Below are 20,151 nucleotides of genomic sequence, written 5' to 3'. Positions count from 1 at the left end.
TTTTTAGAGGTTGCCTCCACTCAGATTTATCGGAAGGGCGGGAGAAATTCTTTAGGGCTTAATGAGTCGGATTGACACGGCCAGGAACGGGATTATACTCAGAATTGACAGGGGTAAAGGGCTGCTCGGGATCCATAAAAAAGGGGGAATGCAATGGCCATTACCATGCCGAAGATAATGAGTTGCACGGTGCTGGAATGCGCTTACAATACAAACAGCGAATGCCACACTATGGCCATCACGGTCGGCGACGGCGGACATGCCACGTGCGACACCTTTTACAGGGCCCCGACAAAGGGCGGGGCGGACATCGTAGGGGGTGTGGGGGCATGCAGGGCCTACGAATGCAATTATAACAAGTCATACGAGTGCACCGCTCCCGGCATCAACGTCTCCCACCACAGCGAGCACGCGGACTGCAAGACCTTCTCCCCCAGGGGCTGACGGCTTCAAAATATCGTAGTGGCTGGAGGTCATGAACGCCCTTCAGCCGCCGTCTGCCCGTCTTTCACGTTTATTCTTATCCAGGCATTCCTGACCGGGGCCACGGGCGGGGGCGCGCTCTCCCGCGCCTGCGGGATTGAAAAACCGGCCCCCGTGTAATAGACTATTCCGCAATGGAACGGATAATCACCCTCACGACCGATTTCGGGCTCAAGGACCCCTACCAGGGCGCCATGAAAGGCGCGGTATTGTCGGTCAACCCCGCGGTTCGGACCGTCGACATAACCCATCTTGTCCAGCCAGGGAACATCCTCGAGGGCGCGTTCGTGCTGCTTGGCGCCTCCCGGTATTTTCCTGAAAAGACCATCCATGTGGCGGTCGTGGACCCCGGCGTGGGGGGCGACAGGAAACCGATACTGGTCGAAACCAAAAGGTTTTTTTATGTCGGCCCTGATAACGGGCTCCTGAGCCCCTCGGTCCGCGAGGACGGCATCGTAAGGGCCATAGAGCTTACAAATATGGAGTTCTTCAGGGACGAGGTAGCGAGCACCTTTCACGGACGGGACATATTCGGCCCAATTGCGGCCCACTTAAGCCTGGGCGCAAATCCCGAGGAGATGGGGCAGGCCCTCGATAAGATCCGTGCGCTCGATCTGCCGAGGACGGTCCCGGAGGCTGGCGGCATAAGGGGCGAGGTCGTCTATATAGATTCTTTCGGGAACCTCATAACGAACATCCGGCGCGAGGAGCTTTCAGCCCTGGACGGGGCCGCGGTGGAGGTTTCAGTCAAAAGCGCCGCGCTCTCCGGCCTCAAAAAGACGTACGCCATGTTCGAGAAGGGCGCCACGGCGGCTCTCATAGGAAGCACAGGGTATCTCGAGGTCGCGGTCAATTGCGGAAGCGCCGCAGAGGCCCTCGGGGCCCGCGTGGGCGACACCGTGGCGGTGAGGACAGTGAAGTAGATGAGGGCCGTTGTCCAGAGGGTGTCGTCCGCTTCTGTTTCCGTATCCGGTCGAATAACAGGGGCCATTGAAAGAGGGCTCCTCGTCTTCGTCGGTGTCGAGAAGGGCGACGGCCCGGAGGACCTGGAGTACACGGCCTCCAAGATAACCGGCCTGAGGGTATTCGAGGACCGCGAGGGCAGGATGAACCTGGACGTCAAAGAGGCCGGCGGGTCGCTTCTCGTCATCTCGCAGTTTACCTTGCTCGGTGACTGCAGGAAGGGCAAAAGGCCCTCCTTCGTCAGGGCCGAGGAGCCGCAAAGGGCAAGGGAGATGTACGAGGCGCTCGTAAAGAGGCTACGCGAGTCGGCCCTGGTGGAGACTGGCGAGTTCCAGGCGCATATGGATGTCAGGCTGGTGAACGACGGGCCCGTCACGGTCATGCTCGACAGCAGGAAAAGCTTTTAGTCTGCTATAGCCTTTTTTGCAACTTCGATCTCTATCGGGGATATGCTTCCATTAATTTAAAAGACCTTTTCCGCGCATTCGCGCGGCTCCGCTCTCCTTCCGCCTCCATCCTCCGGGCTCGGCCCTTAAGTCGCTCGGCCCTTTTTAGGGTCTCGCTCCTGCTGCCCCGCCCCTCCCGCCCTTTCCCCATCCCTATGCTCGCTCCGCCTTATGCCCCCGGTTGTTTTAAATGCAAAAACAAAAGTGCTGTGAGATTTTTTTGTCTTTAACAACCCCCGGAGGGTAAGGCGAGCGTAGCATAAGGGAGGAAGAGCGTGAACGGGCCGGGGCTGTAGGAGCGAAGCGACTTTAGGGGCCCGTTGAAGATTACCGGCATTCCGCCGGGAATCTCCGACACAAGAGGAAGATTTCCGGATTTACATCCGCTCGCTCGACCCCGGAAAAAATCCGGGGTCTCTCTTCGCTTTTGTGTGTTCACGGGGTGGGGGAGGTGGATAGCGCGAGCCCCTCGAGCCGCGCGGAAGCGCGGGAAAGGTCTTTCGAGCAAGAGCGATTTAGAAAGGGTCTTAAACCCCCGGTTTGACAGCCCTGCATTAAGGTGCTATCTTCCCCACCATGACCTTCTCCTCCTACATCGACATAAGCTCAAGGGGCTTTTCCGACATAATCGACATCACATCAAGAGTCGAGGCCGCGCTCAGCGAGTCAGGCATAAGGGACGGGCTTGTCTCGGTTTTCGTCGTCGGCTCTACAGCCTCCATTACCACGATAGAGTACGAGAAGGGCGTCATTGAAGACTTGAAGGGCGCGATAGAGCGCATGGCGCCGATGGGCATTCCCTACAAGCACGACAGCCAGTGGGGCGACGGCAACGGCTTTGCCCATGTGCGCGCGGCACTTCTTAAGCCCGGAATAACCATACCGGTCATCGGGGGCTCCATGGCCCTCGGGACATGGCAGCAGGTGGTGCTCGTGGACTTCGACAACAGGCCGAGAAAGCGCAGGGTGGTCGTGCAGGCAATGGGAGAGAGATGAAGGTAATAGGGCTAGGGCAGTGCTCGCTGGACTACATAACGCTGCTCGACGGTTTTCCGCCGGAGGACGCGAAAAAAGAGGTCCTCGACTTCACGGTCCAGGGCGGCGGCCCGGTGGCCACGGCCCTCGTGACGCTGAGCCGTCTCGGAGTAAAGACCGCCATGATAGGCCGGGTCTCCGACGACCCGGCAGGCGACGAGATAAGGCGTGGGCTTAAGGCCGAGGGCGTGGACGTGAAGGGCCTTCTTACAAAGCCAGGAGGCAGGTCGCAGCAGGCGGTCGTCATGGTAAACAAAAAGGCCGGCACAAGGACCATATGCTGGCAGAGGCCCACGGTCGAGCCTCTTTCGGAGCGCGAGGTCGACCCTGCTTTCTTTAAGGGCGCGGGTTTTCTCCTCCTCGACGGCCTCATGACAGAGGCCTCATACAAGGCCGCGGAGCGCGCGGTCCGGCTCGGCATACCTGTCATGCTCGATGCCGGGAGCATGAGGCCGGGGATGCTGAAGCTCGCGTCCATGTGCGATTACGTGGTCTCTTCGGACCGGTTCGTCTCGGACCTTAAGCTCAGCATAAAGGAGGCCTTCAAGAAGCTCAGTACCGGCAGGACCAAGGCCATAACCGTTACCGTGGGCGACAAGGGGAGCTTTACCTTCTCAGAGGGCAAGGTCTACCTCCAGAAGGCTTTCAAGGTGAAGGCGGTCGATACTACCGGGGCGGGCGACGTCTTCCACGGCGCCTACGCCTACGGCGTTATCCAGGGATGGGACATCAGGAAGACAGTTGAGTTCGCTTCCGCGGTTTCGGCCATGAAGTGCAGGGAGCTCGGCGGCAGGGCAGGAATACCGACGCTCACGGAAGCGCAGAGGTTCATCAAGGAGTCGAAATAAGAAAAGGGGCGGTTTCCCGCCCTTTGATTAAAAGCCGGCTTTGAACGCGCCTCAGTGCCTGAACTTCTCGTGGCAGGCGTTGCAATTCTTTATGAGCCTTGAAAGGTCCATTAAGGCATTGTCCCTGTTGCCGGCCTCAGCCGATGCCGCTAGCTCGTCCGCGGCAACGTGCACCGCCTTCCCGAAGGAGAGGAAGTCGGGCTCGCCGGTCAGCTCTGCGACCGCATTGCAGCGCTCCTCCTCCTCAGGCGTCCAGCCCAGCCCCCGCGCAATGGAGGCGGCCTTGCCCATATCGTTTGCGCCGAGCGCGGCGGCTATCTCGCTTACCGTGTAAAGGTGCTGGCGCATCATCCTTTTCTGCATCACTTTCATGGGGTCAGGGAGCTTAAGCTCCACCCGCTCGTCCGGCTTGGGCCCGCCCATCTTCATCATCTTCTCGTGAATGGCCGAATGGTCGGCGGCATGGGATATTCCCGCAGCCGCCAGGAGGCCTGCGGACAATATGAACGCTAAAGCTCTTTTCATCTCTTTTCTCCTTCGGGGTTTTTAGGTACGGTTACGGATATGATGCCCCGGAGGTCGCCGGGCCTGTACCCGAAAGCCCTGTCATCCGGGTACTTCTCCCTTATGAAAGCGGGTCTCGCGTCCCCGTCGCCGTGGCAGGCAAGGCAGGCCTCCTCGACGAATATTGGACGGGTTACGCGCGAATAGGACGCGCCGTCGATAAAGAGCTCGTCACGGATTTCGTTCAGGTCTTTGTCCCCGGCGAACCTTGCTATCAGCGCGGCCTCTTCAGAGGTCGCCTTGTTGGCCGGATTTCTGTATTTTTCGGCAGCGTGGCGTATCTTCATGCCCCGCGTCTCGGAGAGTTCTTTTGCGCGGGCCCCCACCCTGCCGCATACATTTTTGAAGGTCTCCGGGGTTATCTCCATGCCCGGCCCTATAAAGGACTTTGCAAGGCTTGAGCGCATGTCTATTATTTCAGCCGCGGCCTTGGAGGCCTCCTCCATCCGGGGTGTCTCTGCGTACGCCGGAGCCGCGGCAAGCAAAACCGCCGCAGCCAGCAGTTTGAAGTTCATATTGCCCCTCCTTCAATTTACTCCAGGATACCATTAACGGGAATGGATGTTTAAGACATATGTCAGGAAGTCCGGTGCTTGATGCCCGCCGCTATATCGACAACTTCGACAGGTCGGCTATGCCGGAATAGAGCCCCCTTACGGAGGCGAGGAGCTTGAGCCGGTTTCCCTTTATCTTCTCGTCTTCTACCATGACCATGACCTCGTCGAAGAACGAGTCTATCCTGTCCTTTATCGAGGCGAGCGCCTCGAAGGCCCCTGCGTACTCGCCGATCTTCCGGCGCTCCTCCATTACCGGGGCTATCTCAAGGCTTGCCTTGTAAAGGGATACCTCCGCGGGTTCGGAGAGAAACGCGGCGTCAGGGCCGCCCCCGCCCGGCTCTACGCTCTTCAGTATGTTCGAGACCCTCTTGAACGCGGTGACGAGCCTTCCGGCATCCGGGTGCGACTTGAAACCCTCAAGCGCCCGTATCCTCCTTACCGCGTCCGGGAGGTCGGACCACGGGGCCGACAAAACGGCGTCTATCGAGTCGTGCGAAAGGCCCTGCGAAAGGAGCTGGTTACGGAGCCGTTCCCTGAAGAACTCCAGCACGTCGGAGCGGACCTCGGAGGCGGGCCTTTTAAGCTTCGGGGCAAGGAGCTTGAGAGACTCGTCAACCAGCTCGTCTACCGTGAGGCGGATGTCCTTTTCGAGGATTATCGCTATGATGCCGAGCGCCTGCCTACGGAGGGCATAGGGGTCCTGCGCGCCGGACGGGACAAGGCCGACCCCGAAGCACCCGGCGATGGTGTCGGCCTTGTCGGATATGCTTATGACAGAGCCGGCGATCGAGGCCGGGAGCGCGCCGCCTGAAGATACCGGCATGTAATGTTCAAGGATGGCGGCGCACACCTCCGGCGCTTCGCGCTCTTTTTTGGCGTATACCGAGCCCATTATGCCCTGGAGCTTGGGGAATTCCCCTACGACACCGGACGTGAGGTCGGCCTTTGCGAGCATGGCGGCCCTCCCTATTACGAGCTTCTGGAAAAGGCCTGGGTCGATTTCGCTTCGTTCGAATTTGGCGGGGTTGAAGCTCTCCGTCAGGTAGTCAGAGGGGTTCTCGCCCTCCTCGATCGGCCTTGAAAAACCGGCCTTTGCGCCTATTGTCAGGGCTAGGGCCGTGAACCTTTCGGCCTTCTCATATGACGTGCCGAGCCTGGCCTGGAATACGACGCCCTTGAGCTTTTCGGCCATCGCTGTAAGCGGCTTTTTTATGTCCTGCTCGTAATAGAATTTGGCGTCGTTGAGCCTGGCCCTCAAGACCCGCTCATTTCCCTTCCTCACGACGTCCATGTCCTTCGCGAGCGTGTTGGCGACCGTTATGAAATAAGGGAGGAGCCCCCCATTCGCGTCGAGAACAGAGAAGTACCGCTGGTGCTCCCTCATGGCGTTCACGACGATGTCCCTGGGCAGTTCAAGGAACTCCCCGTCGAATGAGCCTCTGACCACGACAGGGTATTCTACAAGCCACGCAACCTCCTCAAGCAGCGCCTCGTCGGGCATGACGCTCCCGCCTGCTTCCCTGGCGGCCTTTTCGATCCCTTCGGCTATGAGGCGCTTCCGTTCGTCCTGGCCGGCAATGACAAAGGCCTTCCCGAGTCCTTCGAGGTAAGAGCCGACGGAGTCAACATTTATCGGCTTGAGTTTCGAGTCCTCGCGCTCCGAAAGGAACCTGTGGCCGTATGTGATGCGCGAGCTCTTTACGTGCCCGTAGCTGAAGTCGACCGGCTCGCCGCCGAAGAGGAGGAGTATCCAGTGTATGGGGCGCGAAAACGAGATGTCATGGGCGCCCCACCTCATGGACTTGGGGAGGAAGTCCCTTGAGAGCATGTCGGATATGACCTCGGGGAGTATCCTTGAGGTCTCCTCGCCCTTGACCTCCTTTATCGCCATTACGTATTCGCCCTTGTCGGTCTTTACGCTCTTAAGCTCCGGGACTTGAACTCCCTGGGATCGCGCAAAGCCCAGGAGCGCGCCGGTGGGGTTGCCTTCCGCGTCATAGGCGGCCTTCGTGTTCGGGCCCTTGACCTCAAGGCGCGAATCCGGCTGCCTTTCATCGAGCCCCTCGACGACGATGGTCAACCGCCTCGGAGTGCCTATCGCCCGGATTGCGCCGAAGTTCAGTTTCCTTGACTCAAGCCCCTTCTTAAGAAAGCCTTCGAGCGCTGAAAGCGCCCTCGGCGCCACCCCGGCCGGGAGTTCTTCTGTTCCTAACTCGAAAAGCAGGTCTTTCGCCATTTTCCCTCTGTTCAACAGGAGTTGCAGACAAATTTACCAAAGCCACGGTTATTTTCAACCTATTTTAACGGGATTAAAAAAGGGTAGGAGTCCTGCCTTTTTGGAAAAGGCAGCGACGGTTATGAAATCCGGTCTTCCGAAAAGGACTTTTGCGCGCTGCCGCGCTCTTTTTGGGCATAAGCGAAAGGCCTTTCCGCACTGCCGTGCGGTTTTTTGAGGGTAAGGCTCGCTTGCTAGCCCTCTCCCCCACCTCGTGAACACACAAAAGCGAAGAGAGGCCCCGGAGTTTTTTCGGGGTCGAGCGAGCAAATGCAAGTCCGGAAATCTCCCTCGGCCCGTTCACGCTCTTCCTCCTATGCTGCGCTCGCCTTACCTTTCTGGTTTATTTAAAATACAAAAACCTTCTGTTTTGTTTTCAGAAATAACCCCGGGCATAAGGCGAAGCGAACATAGGGATGGAGGAAGGGCGGGCGAGGCGGGGCAGCAGGAGCGAGGCCAAAGGCCGAGCGACATAAGGGCGAGCCCGGAGGAAGGAGGAGGCACGAGAGCGGAGCCTTATGCCGAAAAGCGCGGCAGCGCGTTAATGGTTTTTTGCCGCGTTGTCCGCTTTGTGCAATCTCGGAATATTATTCCGACTCCCTCGACACGAGCGGCGGTATGAAGGCCTTCCGGCCCCGTAGGACTATGGAGATGGCGGTCGCGGGTATGGGCTCGGAAAGCGAGAGGCCTGACGCGGCCTCGATGCCGTTCAACGCGCTTGACCAGACTATGCGGCCGGTGCTCCTCACGTCGAGGTGCTTTAAGATTACACGCACTGTCGAGTCCTCCTTTATCGGGCTCCCCATGTACCGTATCCTCATCCCGTGCCTGGATATGTCGGTCGTCTGTGTGAAGGGCCTGGATGCAGATGTGCCGTCCTCGAAGACCTTGCAGTCTTCGGCCCAGCAAAGCCTCCTCTCCTCGCGCCTGTTTTCGCTCAGGTCCCTGTATCTGGCGAAAAACGCCGAGAGGTTGGCCCCTGTGAGGCTCTCGACTTTCTTCAGGAGCTCCTTTATGTCGAACGGCTTTATGATGTATTTCTCGTTCTGCCTTGTTATGACCTCCTGGCTCTCGAAATCCGCGCAGGTGTCCTCGGTCATGAAAAGGAACCGCTCTTTCATGTGGGAATAGACCTTGAGCGTGCTCAGGTAAAGGCCCATGCCGTCGAGCCCGGGTATCCGCATGCCCGTTATGACCAGGTCGAATCTCGATTCCCTGAGCTTCCCGTACGCCTCCGTGCCGCTGGACGCGACCTCCACATTGTAGCCGGCCCCCATCAGGACCTCGGAGCAGAAGCTCCGGAGCTTTTCGTCGTCGTCCACGAAAAGTATTTTCTTTTTATCCTGCCCGTCATCCATGTATATCGCCTCGTGGGAGGCCCCGGGCTATTGCGTCAAGGCGGCGTTGCTTGAGGAGGCTGGTTGAAAAGAGGGAACTCTGCGGGATTATCTTTTGCCGGCCCGGGCCCTTTATTGGCTCCTATTTAAACCTTAATCGTTTAATTATCGCTGTCAAGATTCTGAAATACGCCTCCTCCAGCTTGAAATCCCAAGAAACGCCTTGACAAGGAAAGCTTTTATTTCTTAAAATAACATATTGACTCACGGGGTGAAGTTCACCAGCCCGCATCCGTTCCGTTTCCGGGCCCCCGCATTGCCGCAAATCAACCCATAAGGGCCCATAGCTCAGTTGGAAGAGCCACCGGCTCATAACCGGTCGGTCCCTGGTTCGAGTCCAGGTGGGCCCACCAAAATTCCAGCCCTGGAGGCATTTTATTGATAGAGACGTTGAGAGTCCTTGAAGAGATACAGCGGATAGACCTTGAAATAAAGTCCCTTGGTGACGAGGAAAAGGAATACCTGGGCAGGATGGAGGCGCTCGGGGCCGAGCTCGAAAGGGCCGGGAAGGCCGCAGCCGCCCTCGAAGAGGACCTCGCCGGCCTCCAGGAGCAACTCAAGGGTATCGAGGAAAGGATAAGGGAGAGCGCCGAGAGGATATCGAAGGACGAAGGCAGGCTCAACTCCGTAAAGAACGACAGGGAGCTCAACGCGCTTACAAAAGAGATTAACGGCGCCAACAAGTCCAGGAAGCAGGGCGAGCAGGAGAAGGCCGCCCTTATGACGAAGGTCCAGGATAAAGAGGCGGCGCTCGCCGTCAAAAAAGAGGAGCTCCGGGCCCGCCAGGAGGAATTCGACAGGCTCGCGGGCGAGCTCGAGGCCAAAAAGGACGGCTGGAGGTCGGCCGAGGAAGAGAAGCTTAAGTCCAGGGACGAGAAGAAGGCGCCTGTCAGGCCGGATATAATGAGGAAGTACGAGATGATCCGCTCCCGTAGGGGCGGCCTCGGGCTTGTACTGGTAAAGGACGAGATTTGCCAGGGCTGTTTCACCCACATCCCGCCGCAGATATTCATAATGCTTAAGAAAGGCACCGAAGAGATCCATTCCTGCCCCCACTGCCACCGGCTCCTGTACGCAGAGCTGCCCCAGGCCGAATTAGAGGCCGTATAGATGTCCCGAGGGGACAGCGGCCTCGTAACGAGATTCCTTAAAGAACTTTCCAGCACGCTTGACGTCCGGGCCGCTATAAAAAGGCTCGGCATTACCGAGGACGAGGCGAGGGCCATATTGAAGGGCCTCGCCGGCGAACCGGTCCAGGAGCCCCTTTTCGCGCCCCCGCTTTCCGGGCCTTATGAGCTCCGCGTGGACGGCGCGTCGCGCGGCAACCCGGGCGAGGCCGGCGCCGGCGCCGTCATAAAAGACCCGCAGGGGAAGGTCGTAAGGGAGCTAAGAAAATACCTCGGCATCGCGACCAACAACATGGCCGAGTACAGCGCCCTCGTAATGGCGCTTGCAGAGGCCAGGTCAATGGGCATACGGGACATAGAGGTATTCGCCGATTCCGAGCTTGTCGTTAAGCAGATGACAGGGGCCTACAGGGTAAAAAGCGAGGAGCTTAAGCCCCTTTACGAGGAGGCGGTGCGGCTCATGAAGGGTTTCAGGACCTCCAAGATAGTCCACGTCTACAGGGAAGAGAACGGCCTCGCAGACAAGCTGGCCAATGAGGCTATAGAACGGCGGGGGCAGTAAATATTGCGCAACCTCTAAAATTGATATTTTCCCCGGCCTTTCCGGGAAAAGCAGGAAAAACCTGCCAAGTTTTTGCGGTTGCCAATCGAATCCGGAGCTACCGGCCTTCGGGTCTTTAAATCTTCATCCGAATAGTGTAATATTAATATCCGCAGGAGGCTGCCGGGCGGCCGCCGGCCTTCGGGCCGGAGGAAAGTCCGGACACCACAGGGCAGGGAGGTCGCTAACGGCGACCGGGGGCGACCCCAGGGACAGGGCCACAGAAAAGATACCGCCGCCCGAAAGGGCGGTAAGGGTGAAAAGGCGGGGTAAGAGCCCACCAGCCTGCCGGGCGACCGGCAGGGCTTGGCAACCCCCTCCCGGTGCAAGGCCAAATAGGTTCCGCATCAAGGACTGCCCGTCCTTTTCCTTCGGGAGGGCGGAACGGGTTGGCCGCTCGAGCCTGCCGGCAACGGCAGGCCTAGACGAATGGCCGCCGCCCGGCTTTGCCGGGAACAGAATCCGGCTTACGGCAGCCTCCGGCTTTTTTTAGATCAGGTGTTCGGGATGTAATCGCACTGGGAGAGGTACGGCACGCGTTCGCTCCGATTCGGCAGTCCTGCCCGTTTTTTAAAGGGATTTAATCAGCCGCGCCCCCGTTATTTAATAAACCGGCCTTAATCTCTCCAAAGTCTCCCATTTCCCGTAAGCGTTTTTCCGTGACCCCGGTCACGGGCATTACATGTGATTTGTGGTTTTTTAGCGCGCTAGGGCGGCCCTTCGACGCGGCCCGCCGGCATTGCGCGTTTTCCCTTCCATCCGTGGCGGTCGGATTTGAAGATAGGCATCAAGATAAAGCTTGCGGTCGTGCTCTCCACCCTCCTTTTCGCGGCGACCGTTTCCATAGGCGCGATGCTCGTCTTGCAGCACAAGTCCGACCTCGAGGAGCAGCTCCGCTCCATGGCCGGGACCATAACACACGAGTTCGCGAACGACTCCAAGATGCCCTTCATGCAGAAGGACACGCTTGGCATGACGCTCGCCGTCCAGAACATACTCAAGTACCCCGGCATACACGACGCCTATATCCTCAACCACAGGTTCGAGGTCGAGGCGCACAAGGACGTGCTTGAGGCCGGAGGCGATTTCGTCCTCTTCGACACGGGCCTCATAATGGCCAGGCAGGGCGAGGCGGCTCCGTGGACCATAGACCACGGCGACCAGGAGTCCATCACCTTCGCCTCGCCTATAGTGTTCAGGGACACGACCGTCGGTTATACCGTATTGTCCTTTTCGAAGGCATTCATAAGGGAGCAGGTAAGGCGCGCGGTCAGGAGGGTGACCATAATGGGTTTCATGGCTGCCGGGGCCGTAACGCTGATATCCATCCCCCTCGCCTCGGGGCTACTCCGGCCTGTCTTCAGGCTCTTCCAGGGCACCAGGGAGATAGCCCTGGGCAACTTCGACTACCGCATACCAGAGATAAGGAAGGACGAGATAGGGGACCTGGTGGCCTCCTTCAACAGGATGGCCTCGGACCTCAAGAAAAAGGAGATACTGAGGGGGGTATTGAACCGCTACGTAAGCCGGCACGTGGCCGACGAGATTTTCAGGGACCCGGAGCGCGTAAAGCTCGGTGGCCACAGGAGGGAGGTAACGGTCTTCTTCGCCGACATACGGGGCTTCACCTCCATGTCGAGGAAGATGGAGCCGGAGGAGATAGTCGACCTCCTCAACAGGTACTTCACCGTCGTAACCGACATGGTCTTCAGGTTCGAGGGCACCATAGACAAGTTCATCGGCGATGCGGTCATGAGCGTATTCGGCTCGCCCATCAGAAATCTCTCCCACCTCGAGCAGGGCGTGAAGGCGGCAATGGCCGTGAAGCTCGCGGTCGAGAGGATGAACGCGCTCCGGGCCGAGCGCGGGGAGACGGCCCTCGAGATGGGCATCGGCCTCGATTCAGGCGAGGTCATCGTCGGGAACATGGGCTCAAGCGTAAGGATGGAGTATACCGCCGTGGGAGACCCGGTAAACACGGCCTCGAGGCTCACCGACCTCGCGAGGGGCGGTGAGATACTCGTAAGCGAGTTCATCTACGGCAGGGTGGCGGCTGACGTGGCCGCGGAGGAGATGCGGGGCGTGTACCTGAAGGGCTTCGACAAGCCGGTTACGCTCTACAACATAACGGGGCTCGGCCCGCGCTGGAAGGACGAGGTGGAAGGGGTCGTAAGCCTCGCGTGCAGTGTGCTCAGGGAGGAAGGCTTTGTTATTTAGGCTGTCGATGATAGCGCTCCTCGTTTTCATGGCCGGATGCGTGCAGATGTCCTCGCGGTACGCGCAGGGCACCGAGTACGACAGGGCCGTCCTGCTGTACGAGAGCGGCAGGCTCTCCGAGGCCCGGGAGAAGGCGGGCAGGATACCCAAGGGCGACCCGAACTACAAGGCGTCCAGGAAGCTCCTCCAGGACATTAACTCCATTTCCATGCAGCTTTCCAGGAGGCACCTGGAGATGGCCGAGGATTACGAAAGGGCCGGAATACTTTCGAAGGCAGCGGCAGAGTACAGGCACTCTCTCCGCCACAATCCGGAAAACCTCCTCGCCAAGCGCAAGCTCGAGCTCGTAACCGAGGCGATGAGGTCCGGTGATGCGCCACAAAAGACGGCTGCCCCCCGCGCCGCCCCCGTACAAGCCGGGAAAAAGGCCGCCACGAACCCGGCCACTGCGGCGAAAAGGATCTTATCCAAGGACGACGCGCCCGAGGACCTCGCCAACCTCCATTACCTGAAGGGAAAGGTCTACTTCGAATCGAGCGCATACCACAGGGCCATCGAGGAGTTTACGGCGGCCTTGAGGATAGTCCCCTCGTACATGAACGCGAAGGAGCTCCTGGAGAGGGCCGTCTCCGAGCGGGACAAGGCGGTTGAGAAGCACTTGAGAAACGGCATAGCATATTTCCAGAGCGAGGAGATGGAGCTCGCGATAAAGGAATGGGATATCGTGCTGGAGCTCGACCCTTCCAACAGGGTGGCCGCCGACTACAAGTACAGGGCCGAGGTCATACTCGAGAGGTTCGAGAGGATACGGGGAAACCAGCGCGAGGGATAAGCAAATATGAGCCGAGCCGCCTTCCCGGTGCTCGACTCATTGCTATCCAAAAATAGCCGTGTGCATTAAGCTCTTTGCTACGACAGTCATGCAAGTCGACTCATGTATCTAAACGGTGTCGCAACCACGCCTGCGTCAGTAATCCAATTAAAATCATCGATGATGGTTCAGGGACAGCCGTCTATCAAAAAGCATGCTCCGCCACACATCAGCAATAACATGCCACAGCCCCCCTTGACTCCACCCGCCTCCCCCTTAAACTCTAAGTAAGGCCCCTTATCTTCCTCAGAAATTGGATTCTATCCGGCTTTTTCTCGAACCATGCAAATGATAAAGCTCGGCATAAGCTCGTGCCTACTTGGAGAGAATGTGCGCTATGACGGCACGCACCAAAGGGACAGGTACATTACCGACACCCTCGGGAAGTTCTTCGAATGGGTGCCGGTCTGCCCGGAGGTGGAGTACGGCCTTCCTGTGCCGAGAGAGGCCATGCGCCTGAAGGCCGCTCCCGAAGGCCAGCGCCTCGTAACGCGAAAGACCGGCATAGACCACACCGAGGGCATGCGCGAATGGGTGAGGGAAAAACTCGACGAGCTTGAAAAAGAGTCCCTCTCGGGCTTCATCTTCAAGTCCAAATCGCCGAGCTCCGGCCTTTACGGAGTGAAGCTCTACGGGCCTTCGGGGCAGCCCTCAAAAAAGGGAGTGGGGCTCTTCGGCGGCGCGTTCGTCGAACGCATCCCCCTCGTACCTGCGGAGGACGACGGCAGGCTCCACGACCCGAAGCTCCGCGAGAACTTCATAGAGCGCGTATTCGTATACCGGCGCTGGCAGGAGCTGATGCGTAAGCCCGGCCCCGCCGGCCTCGTCGAATTCCACACCCGGCACAAGCTCCTGATCCTCGCGCACAGCCCCCCGCATTACTCGCGCCTCGGAAGGATGGTTGCGAAGGCCGGGAAATCCGGAAGTCAGGGGCTTTATTCCGAATATGGGAAGGCCCTCATGGAAGGGCTCCGTCTTACCGCGACAACGCGGAAGAACACGAACGTCCTCTATCACCTCATTGGGTACTTTAAAGATAAGCTCTCCAAAACGGAAAAAGAAGAGATGCTTGAGATCATCGGCGACTACCGGAAGGGGCTTATTCCCCTTATCGTGCCGATAGTGCTCATTAACCACTATGTCCGCCTTTTCCATGAGCATTATCTTGAGAGGCAATACTACCTGAACCCGCACCCCATTGAGCTTATGCTCAGAAACCACGTGTAGGAGCTCATGTTCGAGGGTAGGTACGAGACATTGAAGGATGGGGCTTTACGGAAAGGCCCTGTAGCCTATTGGATGAGCCGCGACCAGAGGTCGAAGGACAACTGGGCGCTCCTCTTTGCCCAGTCGCTCGCAATCGAACGGAAAGCCCAGCTCATCGTGCTCTTTTGCCTTGCTCCTGCCTTCCTGGGGGCCGCGCTCCGGCAGTACGGGTTCATGCTCCGGGGGTTGAAGGAAGTCGAAGAGAGTCTTGCCGAGCGGTCCGTTCCTTTTGTCCTCATTAAGGGCGAACCGCCTATAGCGGTGCCGGACTTCATAAAGCGATATGAAATATCAGAGCTCGTCACCGACTTCGACCCCTTGAAGATTAAAAGGGGCTGGAGGGATGCCGTAGCCGCAAGGATAGGCATACCCTTCCATATGGTAGACGCGCATAATATCGTGCCTTGCAGGATAGCCTCATCAAAGCAGGAGTTCGCGGCGCGCACCTTCAGGCCCAGGATACAGGCCAGGCTCAAGGATTTTCTAACTGATTTTCCCCGGTTCAGGAGGCACCCGCACCATGCCGGGATCAAGGCGGGTTTCGAACTTGAAAAGACCATCTCTGAGCTTGAAATCGACAGCACTGTAAAAGAGGCGGACTGGATTAAGCCCGGCGAGAGCGAGGCGCGGAAAGCGCTCGAAAGCTTCATAGTAAAGAAGCTCGGCAGGTATGCAGATGACAGGAACGACCCCACAAAGGACGGGCAATCGAACCTCTCGCCGTATCTCCACTTCGGGCAGATATCCGCGCAGCGCGTCGCGCTTCAAGTGATGCGAAAGGGCGCGGATGGCGAGGGCAAAAAGGCCTTCCTTGAAGAGCTCATCGTCAGGAAGGAGCTTTCGGACAACTTCTGCCTTTATAACCGCGACTACGACAGCGCGAGAGGTTTTCCAGCCTGGGCAAAAAAGACACTGGATGCCCACTCAGCCGACAGGCGCGAGTTTCTTTTCTCACTCGACGAGCTTGAGAACGCCCGGACTTACGACCCGCTCTGGAACGCCTCCCAGATGCAGATGGTGAAGACAGGCAAGATGCACGGCTACATGCGCATGTACTGGGCCAAGAAGATGCTCGAATGGAGCGGGTCGCCGGAGGCCGCTCTCCGGAACGCCATCTACTTGAACGACAAATACGAGCTCGACGGCAGGGACCCGAACGGGTACGCCGGGATAGCCTGGGCCATAGGCGGGGTGCACGACCGCGCGTGGGCCGAAAGGAAGGTGACGGGGAAGATACGCTTCATGAGCTACAAAGGCAGCAGGTCGAAATTCGACGTCGACGCCTATATCCGGAGGTGGGGCGGATAAATCCCGCCCCTTGACTAGCCCCGCCTTTCCTTTAGAATCTAATTAGGCGCCTTCCCGCCCCGCCCTTCAAAAAAGCGAGGTTTTTTTTCATGGCCCGTCCCATCTGGAAAGGTTCCATAAGCTTCGGCTTGGTAAATATCCCTGTCGGCCTCTTCACCGCCGAAGGCAAGGAGAAGAAGCTCGACTTCCACCTCCTCGACAAGAACGACCTCTCGCCCGTGGGCTACAAAAAAATCAACAAGCGGACAGGCAAGGAAGTCGCCTCCGGCGAGATGGTCAAGGGATACGAGTTCGAGCGGGGGCAGTACGTCGTCCTCACCGAAGAGGACCTTAAGCGCGCAAACGCCAGGGCGACCCAGACCGTCGAGATAATAGACTTCGTGGATTCCAAGGACATACACCCCATATTCTTCCAGAAGCCCTACTTTCTAGCGCCCGTGGGTAGGGGCGAAAAGGGCTACGCGCTTCTACGCGAAGCGCTTAAAAAAACCGGAAAGGCCGGTGTAGCGAAGGTCGTCATCCACTCGAAGGAATACATCGGCGCAGTGGTCCCTTACGGAAGAGTCCTTGTCCTCGACCTCATCAGATACTCCGACGAGCTGAAGAAACCGGAAACAATCGAGGTGCCTGAAGAAGACCTTGAAAAGCTCGGCGTTACGGGAAAAGAGCTTGAGATGGCCGAGAGGCTCGTCGAGTCGATGATATCCGACTGGCAGCCGGATAAATACCACGACACATACAGGGACGAACTGCTCTCCTATATAAAAAGCAAGATCGCCGCAGGCGAGACTGCCAGGGTCGAGGAGGCGGCAGCCCCTCCGCCCGCGCCCACAGCGGAGGTCATCGACCTAATGACGCTCCTCAAGAAAAGCGTCGAGGAGACCGAGGCCGCGAAGGTGAAGGCCCGGAAGGCCTCGGGCGGGTAGCCCGGCAAGATGGGGAGCGAAAGTCAAGGCGACGGCCTCGGCGAGTACCGCCGGAAGCGAGATTTCAGCCGCACCACCGAGCCAGAAGGACAGGCTGCCGAAGGCCCTGCGGGCATATTCGTCGTCCAGAAGCATTCAGCACGCTCCCTCCATTACGATTTCCGTTTGGAACTCCACGGCACACTCAAGAGCTGGGCTGTCCCCAAGGGACCGTCGCTAAACCCCGAAGACAAGCGGCTTGCGGTGCACGTTGAAGACCACCCGCTTGAGTACGCCGGTTTCGAGGGCGTCATCCCGAGGGGAGAGTACGGCGGCGGGGCTGTAATCGTCTGGGACAAGGGCTTCTGGCTGCCCGAGGAAGACCCGGACAGGGGGCTTCAAAAGGGCGCGATGAAGTTCATCCTCTCCGGCAAAAAACTCCGGGGCAGGTGGGCGCTTGTGCGGCTCAAGCCCGGCGAAAGGGACAGGGAGGAAAAAGACGAATGGCTCCTTATAAAAGAAGAGGACGCGGACTCGGAAGTCACGGGCGACGTGACGATTGAAAGGCCGGAGAGCGTCATTAGCGGCAGGAGCGTCGAAGAGGTCGCAACACTCCCGGAGGGCGTGTGGAGCGGCAAAGAGAACGAAACCCGGATCCTCCCGTCCGAAGCGCGGTATCAAAAAAAACCCATGCCGGAGATGATGAGGCCCGCGCTCGCGACCCTCGTCGATGCGCCGCCTTCGGGCGGAGGATGGGTGCACGAGCTTAAATACGACGGATACAGGATACTCGCGGAAATACGGGAAGAGAGCGTAAGGCTTATTACCCGTAACGGGAACGACTGGACGGACAGGTTCCAGTCCATTGCCGGGGCGCTCTCGCGCCTTTTCTTAAAAGAGGCATGGCTCGACGGCGAGGTCGTTGCCATTGGCGAGGAAGGCATAACGAGCTTCGAGGGCCTCCAGCACGCGCTCGCCATGAGGACAGACGAGGGGCTTATTTACATGCTCTTCGACGTCCTCTATTACAACGGCTACTCCCTCATGGAAGCGCCCCTCTACGAAAGAAAGCTACTTGCGGAATCCATCCTCAAATCGGAAAGGGCCGATTCAAGGCTCCTCCGTTTCAGCGGCCACGTAGAGGGCAAGGGCCCGGAGTTTTTCGAGCACGCCTGCACCTACAGGATAGAGGGAATAATCTCCAAGAAGCGGGATTCTTCCTATGTCGAAGGGCGGTCTAGGTCGTGGCTCAAGACAAAATGCCTTCTAAGGGACGAATTCGTCATAGGCGGATATACCGAGCCCGGGGGCGAAAGGAAGAGCGGGTTCGGCGCGCTCCTTATAGGCGCTTACGACAGGGACGGTAATCTCATCTACTGCGGCAGGGTCGGGACCGGCTTCAACGAACGCTCCATATCTGAAGTCTGGGAGCGCCTTAAGCCGCTTGAGACGGCTGCTCCCCCCTTCCAAGACCCGCCTACAGGGGCAGAGGCAAAGGGCGTGCACTGGGTAAGGCCCGAGCTTGTGGCCGAAGTGGAGTACAGGCAGCGGACGGCGGAGGGCGTCTTGAGGCACGCATCTTTCCAGGGGCTCCGGGAAGACAAGCCCGCAAGGGAGGTAGTAGCCGAAGACCCGCTCCGGGCGAAGGAGGCAGTAGGGCCCACGGAAGAGCGGCTCGCGCCTTCTCCTCCGGCAGACCCGGGTCCTGTCCGGGTAATAAAGAGCGTGCGCGTCACAAACCCCGGGCGCGTCTTTTATCCCGAAAAAGGATACACGAAAGCGGACCTCATAGGCTACTATGAAGCGGTCGCGCCGCTTATGCTGCCGCACCTTGCCGGCAGGCCCCTTACGCTGGTGCGTTGCCCCGAAGGCGTCGGGAAGGAGTGCTTCTATCAGAAACACTCCGTCAACGCCATGCCTCCGGAGCTAAAGCGGCTCGCCATTGCCGAGAACGACGGCACGCAAGCCGAGTACCTGATGGTAGATACGCCAGAGGGGCTAATGGCGCTCGCCCAGATAGGCGCGCTTGAAATACACACATGGGACAGCCGCTACGTGAAGGTCGAGCACCCGGACAGGCTCGTCTTCGACATAGACCCGGACGAGGGCGTCGGGTGGGAGCGGCTCGTGGAGGCCGTCTTCCTCATGCGCGCGCTCCTTGAAGAGCTTGGATTAAAAAGCTTCGTAAAGGCGACCGGCGGAAAGGGGCTCCACGTCGTCGTCCCGGTCCTTCCAATAAGGGACTGGGAAGAGATACAGGGGTTCACGAGGGCCGTTGCTGAGTTCGTGGCCCGGGGCCTTCCGGACAGGTTCACGTCAATGATGACGAAATCGAGAAGGACCGGCAGGATATTCATCGACTACATGAGAAACATCAGGGGCGCAACCGCCATAGAGGCATATTCGACCAGGGCCAAACCGGGCGCGCCGATCGCGGCGCCCCTCGGGTGGGACGAGCTCATGCTCTATGGGCCGGGGTCTTTTACGCTCGCCAACATGAAGGACCGGATAAGGGACGCCGGGAACCCCTGGGATGGCTACATGGACATCAAGCAGCCTGTGACCATCGAGATGGAAGAGAAGATGGGGCTCCGGCGCTGAGCTGAAATGGGAAAAGGCCGGAGGTCGTCCGGCCTTTAAGCCCTGAAGAGTTGTCGGATTAAGAAGCTGCCTCAGGTCAGTGGCGGACTATGTCGACCAGCCTGACCTCGAAAGTAAGGTCCTTGCCCGCAAGCGGGTGGTTTGCGTCCAGGTATATCTTCTCGTTCGTGAGCTTTACGACCTTCACGATAGTCGAGCTGCCGTCGTCCTGGGTTATCTGGAGCTGCATCCCCTCCTCGGGGTCGATATACTGCGGTATCTGGTTCCTGTCGACCTCGAGGATGAGCTCGTCCATGTACGGCCCGTAGGCCTCATGAGACGGAATCTGGAGCTGCTTCGTGTCTCCGGGGTTCATGCCCACGATTGCCTGCTCGAAAGCCGGTATGAGCATGCCCTCGCCAATCACGAACTGAAGCGGGTCCCTGCCGTCCGACGAATCGAACCTGGTGCCGTCCTCGAGCGTGCCCGTGTAATGGACCTTTACGATGTCGCCTTGCTTTGCCTGTGCCATTTTCCCCTCCCGAAGCTCTTTTTATATTCAAGGAGCGCGCAATAACCCTGCCTGGCACGGCCGTTCAGGCTATAAGCACATCCTTTCATGCTCCTCGGCCTTTACGCTTCCATACTTGACTCTAACCACCGGCCTGAGCACTGTCAAGGACCTTGAGCCCGGTTTCAGCGTAATTT

Annotated in this window: 18 protein-coding genes, 1 tRNA gene and 1 other RNA gene; 15 read left to right on the top strand and 5 right to left on the bottom strand. The window is 58.6% G+C overall.

Features of this window, described 5'->3' with window-relative positions; translation table 11 throughout:
- Positions 1-153 precede the first annotated feature (153 nt).
- From QY316_02115 to QY316_02095, 5 genes are all read left to right on the top strand, one after another.
- Positions 154-444: a DUF1540 domain-containing protein gene (locus QY316_02115; protein WKZ33224.1), complete on the top strand. Its 291-nt coding sequence runs from the start codon at positions 154-156 to the stop codon at positions 442-444.
- A 173-nt stretch (positions 445-617) separates the two neighbouring features.
- Entirely contained in the window at positions 618-1,406 is a 789-nt protein-coding gene (locus QY316_02110; protein ID WKZ33223.1) for an SAM-dependent chlorinase/fluorinase, read from the top strand.
- Positions 1,407-1,853, top strand: a complete 447-nt coding sequence (dtd, locus tag QY316_02105; GenBank protein WKZ33222.1) for a D-aminoacyl-tRNA deacylase — start codon at positions 1,407-1,409, stop codon at positions 1,851-1,853.
- Between the two features lie 615 nt (positions 1,854-2,468).
- Complete coding sequence (locus QY316_02100; protein WKZ33221.1) at positions 2,469-2,888, top strand: secondary thiamine-phosphate synthase enzyme YjbQ; 420 nt, start codon at positions 2,469-2,471, stop codon at positions 2,886-2,888.
- Positions 2,885-3,775, top strand: coding sequence for a PfkB family carbohydrate kinase (locus QY316_02095; GenBank protein ID WKZ33220.1), 891 nt, complete (start codon positions 2,885-2,887; stop codon positions 3,773-3,775). The genes QY316_02100 and QY316_02095 overlap by 4 nt, the downstream gene beginning before the upstream one ends.
- 51 nt (positions 3,776-3,826) lie before the next feature.
- Here QY316_02095 and QY316_02090 read toward each other — a convergent pair whose 3' ends face one another.
- From QY316_02090 to QY316_02075, 4 genes are all read right to left on the bottom strand, one after another.
- Positions 3,827-4,300 carry a cytochrome c gene (locus QY316_02090; GenBank protein WKZ33219.1) on the bottom strand — a complete coding sequence of 158 codons (474 nt, stop codon included), beginning with the start codon at positions 4,298-4,300 and terminating at the stop codon, positions 3,827-3,829.
- The gene (locus QY316_02085) at positions 4,297-4,854 is read right to left on the bottom strand and encodes a DUF3365 domain-containing protein (GenBank protein WKZ33218.1); all 558 of its coding nucleotides are present in this window, start codon (positions 4,852-4,854) and stop codon (positions 4,297-4,299) included. The genes QY316_02090 and QY316_02085 overlap by 4 nt, the downstream gene beginning before the upstream one ends.
- A 91-nt stretch (positions 4,855-4,945) precedes the next feature.
- On the bottom strand, positions 4,946-7,132 hold the full coding sequence (glyS, locus tag QY316_02080; protein ID WKZ33217.1) for a glycine--tRNA ligase subunit beta: 2,187 nt from the start codon (positions 7,130-7,132) through the stop codon (positions 4,946-4,948).
- Between the two features lie 626 nt (positions 7,133-7,758).
- Positions 7,759-8,529 (bottom strand): response regulator, encoded by a 771-nt coding sequence (locus QY316_02075; GenBank protein WKZ33216.1) that lies wholly within the window; start codon positions 8,527-8,529, stop codon positions 7,759-7,761.
- A 316-nt stretch (positions 8,530-8,845) separates the two neighbouring features.
- On the opposite strand from QY316_02075, the gene QY316_02070 reads away from it, so the two are divergent.
- The 10 genes from QY316_02070 to ligD all read left to right on the top strand — a co-directional run bounded on the left by QY316_02070 (position 8,846) and on the right by ligD (position 19,464).
- Positions 8,846-8,921, top strand: a tRNA-Ile gene (locus QY316_02070).
- Positions 8,922-8,946: 25 nt separating this feature from the next.
- Positions 8,947-9,678 (top strand): C4-type zinc ribbon domain-containing protein, encoded by a 732-nt coding sequence (locus QY316_02065; protein WKZ33215.1) that lies wholly within the window; start codon positions 8,947-8,949, stop codon positions 9,676-9,678.
- Positions 9,679-10,257 (top strand): ribonuclease HI family protein, encoded by a 579-nt coding sequence (locus QY316_02060; GenBank protein WKZ33214.1) that lies wholly within the window; start codon positions 9,679-9,681, stop codon positions 10,255-10,257.
- Positions 10,258-10,411: 154 nt separating this feature from the next.
- An RNA gene (gene rnpB / locus QY316_02055) (RNase P RNA component class A) lies at positions 10,412-10,781 on the top strand.
- A gap of 289 nt (positions 10,782-11,070) precedes the next feature.
- Positions 11,071-12,513 carry an adenylate/guanylate cyclase domain-containing protein gene (locus QY316_02050; GenBank protein ID WKZ33213.1) on the top strand — a complete coding sequence of 481 codons (1,443 nt, stop codon included), beginning with the start codon at positions 11,071-11,073 and terminating at the stop codon, positions 12,511-12,513.
- Complete coding sequence (locus QY316_02045; protein WKZ33212.1) at positions 12,503-13,345, top strand: tetratricopeptide repeat protein; 843 nt, start codon at positions 12,503-12,505, stop codon at positions 13,343-13,345. Before QY316_02050 ends, QY316_02045 begins: the two co-directional genes overlap by 11 nt.
- Positions 13,346-13,666: 321 nt before the next feature.
- Positions 13,667-14,611 (top strand): DUF523 and DUF1722 domain-containing protein, encoded by a 945-nt coding sequence (locus QY316_02040; GenBank protein ID WKZ33211.1) that lies wholly within the window; start codon positions 13,667-13,669, stop codon positions 14,609-14,611.
- 6 nt (positions 14,612-14,617) lie between these two features.
- On the top strand, positions 14,618-15,958 hold the full coding sequence (locus QY316_02035) for a deoxyribodipyrimidine photo-lyase (GenBank protein ID WKZ33210.1): 1,341 nt from the start codon (positions 14,618-14,620) through the stop codon (positions 15,956-15,958).
- Between the two features lie 89 nt (positions 15,959-16,047).
- Positions 16,048-16,884, top strand: coding sequence for a Ku protein (locus QY316_02030; GenBank protein ID WKZ33209.1), 837 nt, complete (start codon positions 16,048-16,050; stop codon positions 16,882-16,884).
- Between the two features lie 9 nt (positions 16,885-16,893).
- Entirely contained in the window at positions 16,894-19,464 is a 2,571-nt protein-coding gene (ligD, locus tag QY316_02025) for a DNA ligase D (protein ID WKZ33208.1), read from the top strand.
- Positions 19,465-19,540: 76 nt separating this feature from the next.
- Here the strand turns inward: ligD and QY316_02020 are convergent, their stop codons facing one another.
- Complete coding sequence (locus tag QY316_02020) at positions 19,541-19,975, bottom strand: peptidylprolyl isomerase (GenBank protein WKZ33207.1); 435 nt, start codon at positions 19,973-19,975, stop codon at positions 19,541-19,543.
- Positions 19,976-20,151: the final 176 nt, after the last annotated feature.

The organism is Thermodesulfobacteriota bacterium, assembly GCA_030583865.1.
GTDB lineage: Bacteria > Desulfobacterota > GWC2-55-46 > GWC2-55-46 > GWC2-55-46 > UBA5799.
The sequence above is the reverse complement of the archived record's forward strand: the minus strand, read 5'-3'. Positions and strand labels throughout refer to the sequence as shown.

What these genes read in the sequence shown, in the direction of transcription:
- QY316_02115 (WKZ33224.1), top strand. Translation starts at nt 154, where the DNA reads ATGGCCATTACCATGCCGAAGATAATGAGTTGCACGGTGCTGGAATGC.
- QY316_02110 (WKZ33223.1), top strand. Translation starts at nt 618, where the DNA reads ATGGAACGGATAATCACCCTCACGACCGATTTCGGGCTCAAGGACCCC.
- dtd (WKZ33222.1), top strand. Translation starts at nt 1,407, where the DNA reads ATGAGGGCCGTTGTCCAGAGGGTGTCGTCCGCTTCTGTTTCCGTATCC.
- QY316_02100 (WKZ33221.1), top strand. Translation starts at nt 2,469, where the DNA reads ATGACCTTCTCCTCCTACATCGACATAAGCTCAAGGGGCTTTTCCGAC.
- QY316_02095 (WKZ33220.1), top strand. Translation starts at nt 2,885, where the DNA reads ATGAAGGTAATAGGGCTAGGGCAGTGCTCGCTGGACTACATAACGCTG.
- QY316_02090 (WKZ33219.1), bottom strand. Translation starts at nt 4,300, where the DNA reads ATGAAAAGAGCTTTAGCGTTCATATTGTCCGCAGGCCTCCTGGCGGCT.
- QY316_02085 (WKZ33218.1), bottom strand. Translation starts at nt 4,854, where the DNA reads ATGAACTTCAAACTGCTGGCTGCGGCGGTTTTGCTTGCCGCGGCTCCG.
- glyS (WKZ33217.1), bottom strand. Translation starts at nt 7,132, where the DNA reads ATGGCGAAAGACCTGCTTTTCGAGTTAGGAACAGAAGAACTCCCGGCC.
- QY316_02075 (WKZ33216.1), bottom strand. Translation starts at nt 8,529, where the DNA reads ATGGATGACGGGCAGGATAAAAAGAAAATACTTTTCGTGGACGACGAC.
- QY316_02060 (WKZ33214.1), top strand. Translation starts at nt 9,679, where the DNA reads ATGTCCCGAGGGGACAGCGGCCTCGTAACGAGATTCCTTAAAGAACTT.
- QY316_02040 (WKZ33211.1), top strand. Translation starts at nt 13,667, where the DNA reads ATGCAAATGATAAAGCTCGGCATAAGCTCGTGCCTACTTGGAGAGAAT.
- QY316_02035 (WKZ33210.1), top strand. Translation starts at nt 14,618, where the DNA reads ATGTTCGAGGGTAGGTACGAGACATTGAAGGATGGGGCTTTACGGAAA.
- QY316_02030 (WKZ33209.1), top strand. Translation starts at nt 16,048, where the DNA reads ATGGCCCGTCCCATCTGGAAAGGTTCCATAAGCTTCGGCTTGGTAAAT.
- ligD (WKZ33208.1), top strand. Translation starts at nt 16,894, where the DNA reads ATGGGGAGCGAAAGTCAAGGCGACGGCCTCGGCGAGTACCGCCGGAAG.
- QY316_02020 (WKZ33207.1), bottom strand. Translation starts at nt 19,975, where the DNA reads ATGGCACAGGCAAAGCAAGGCGACATCGTAAAGGTCCATTACACGGGC.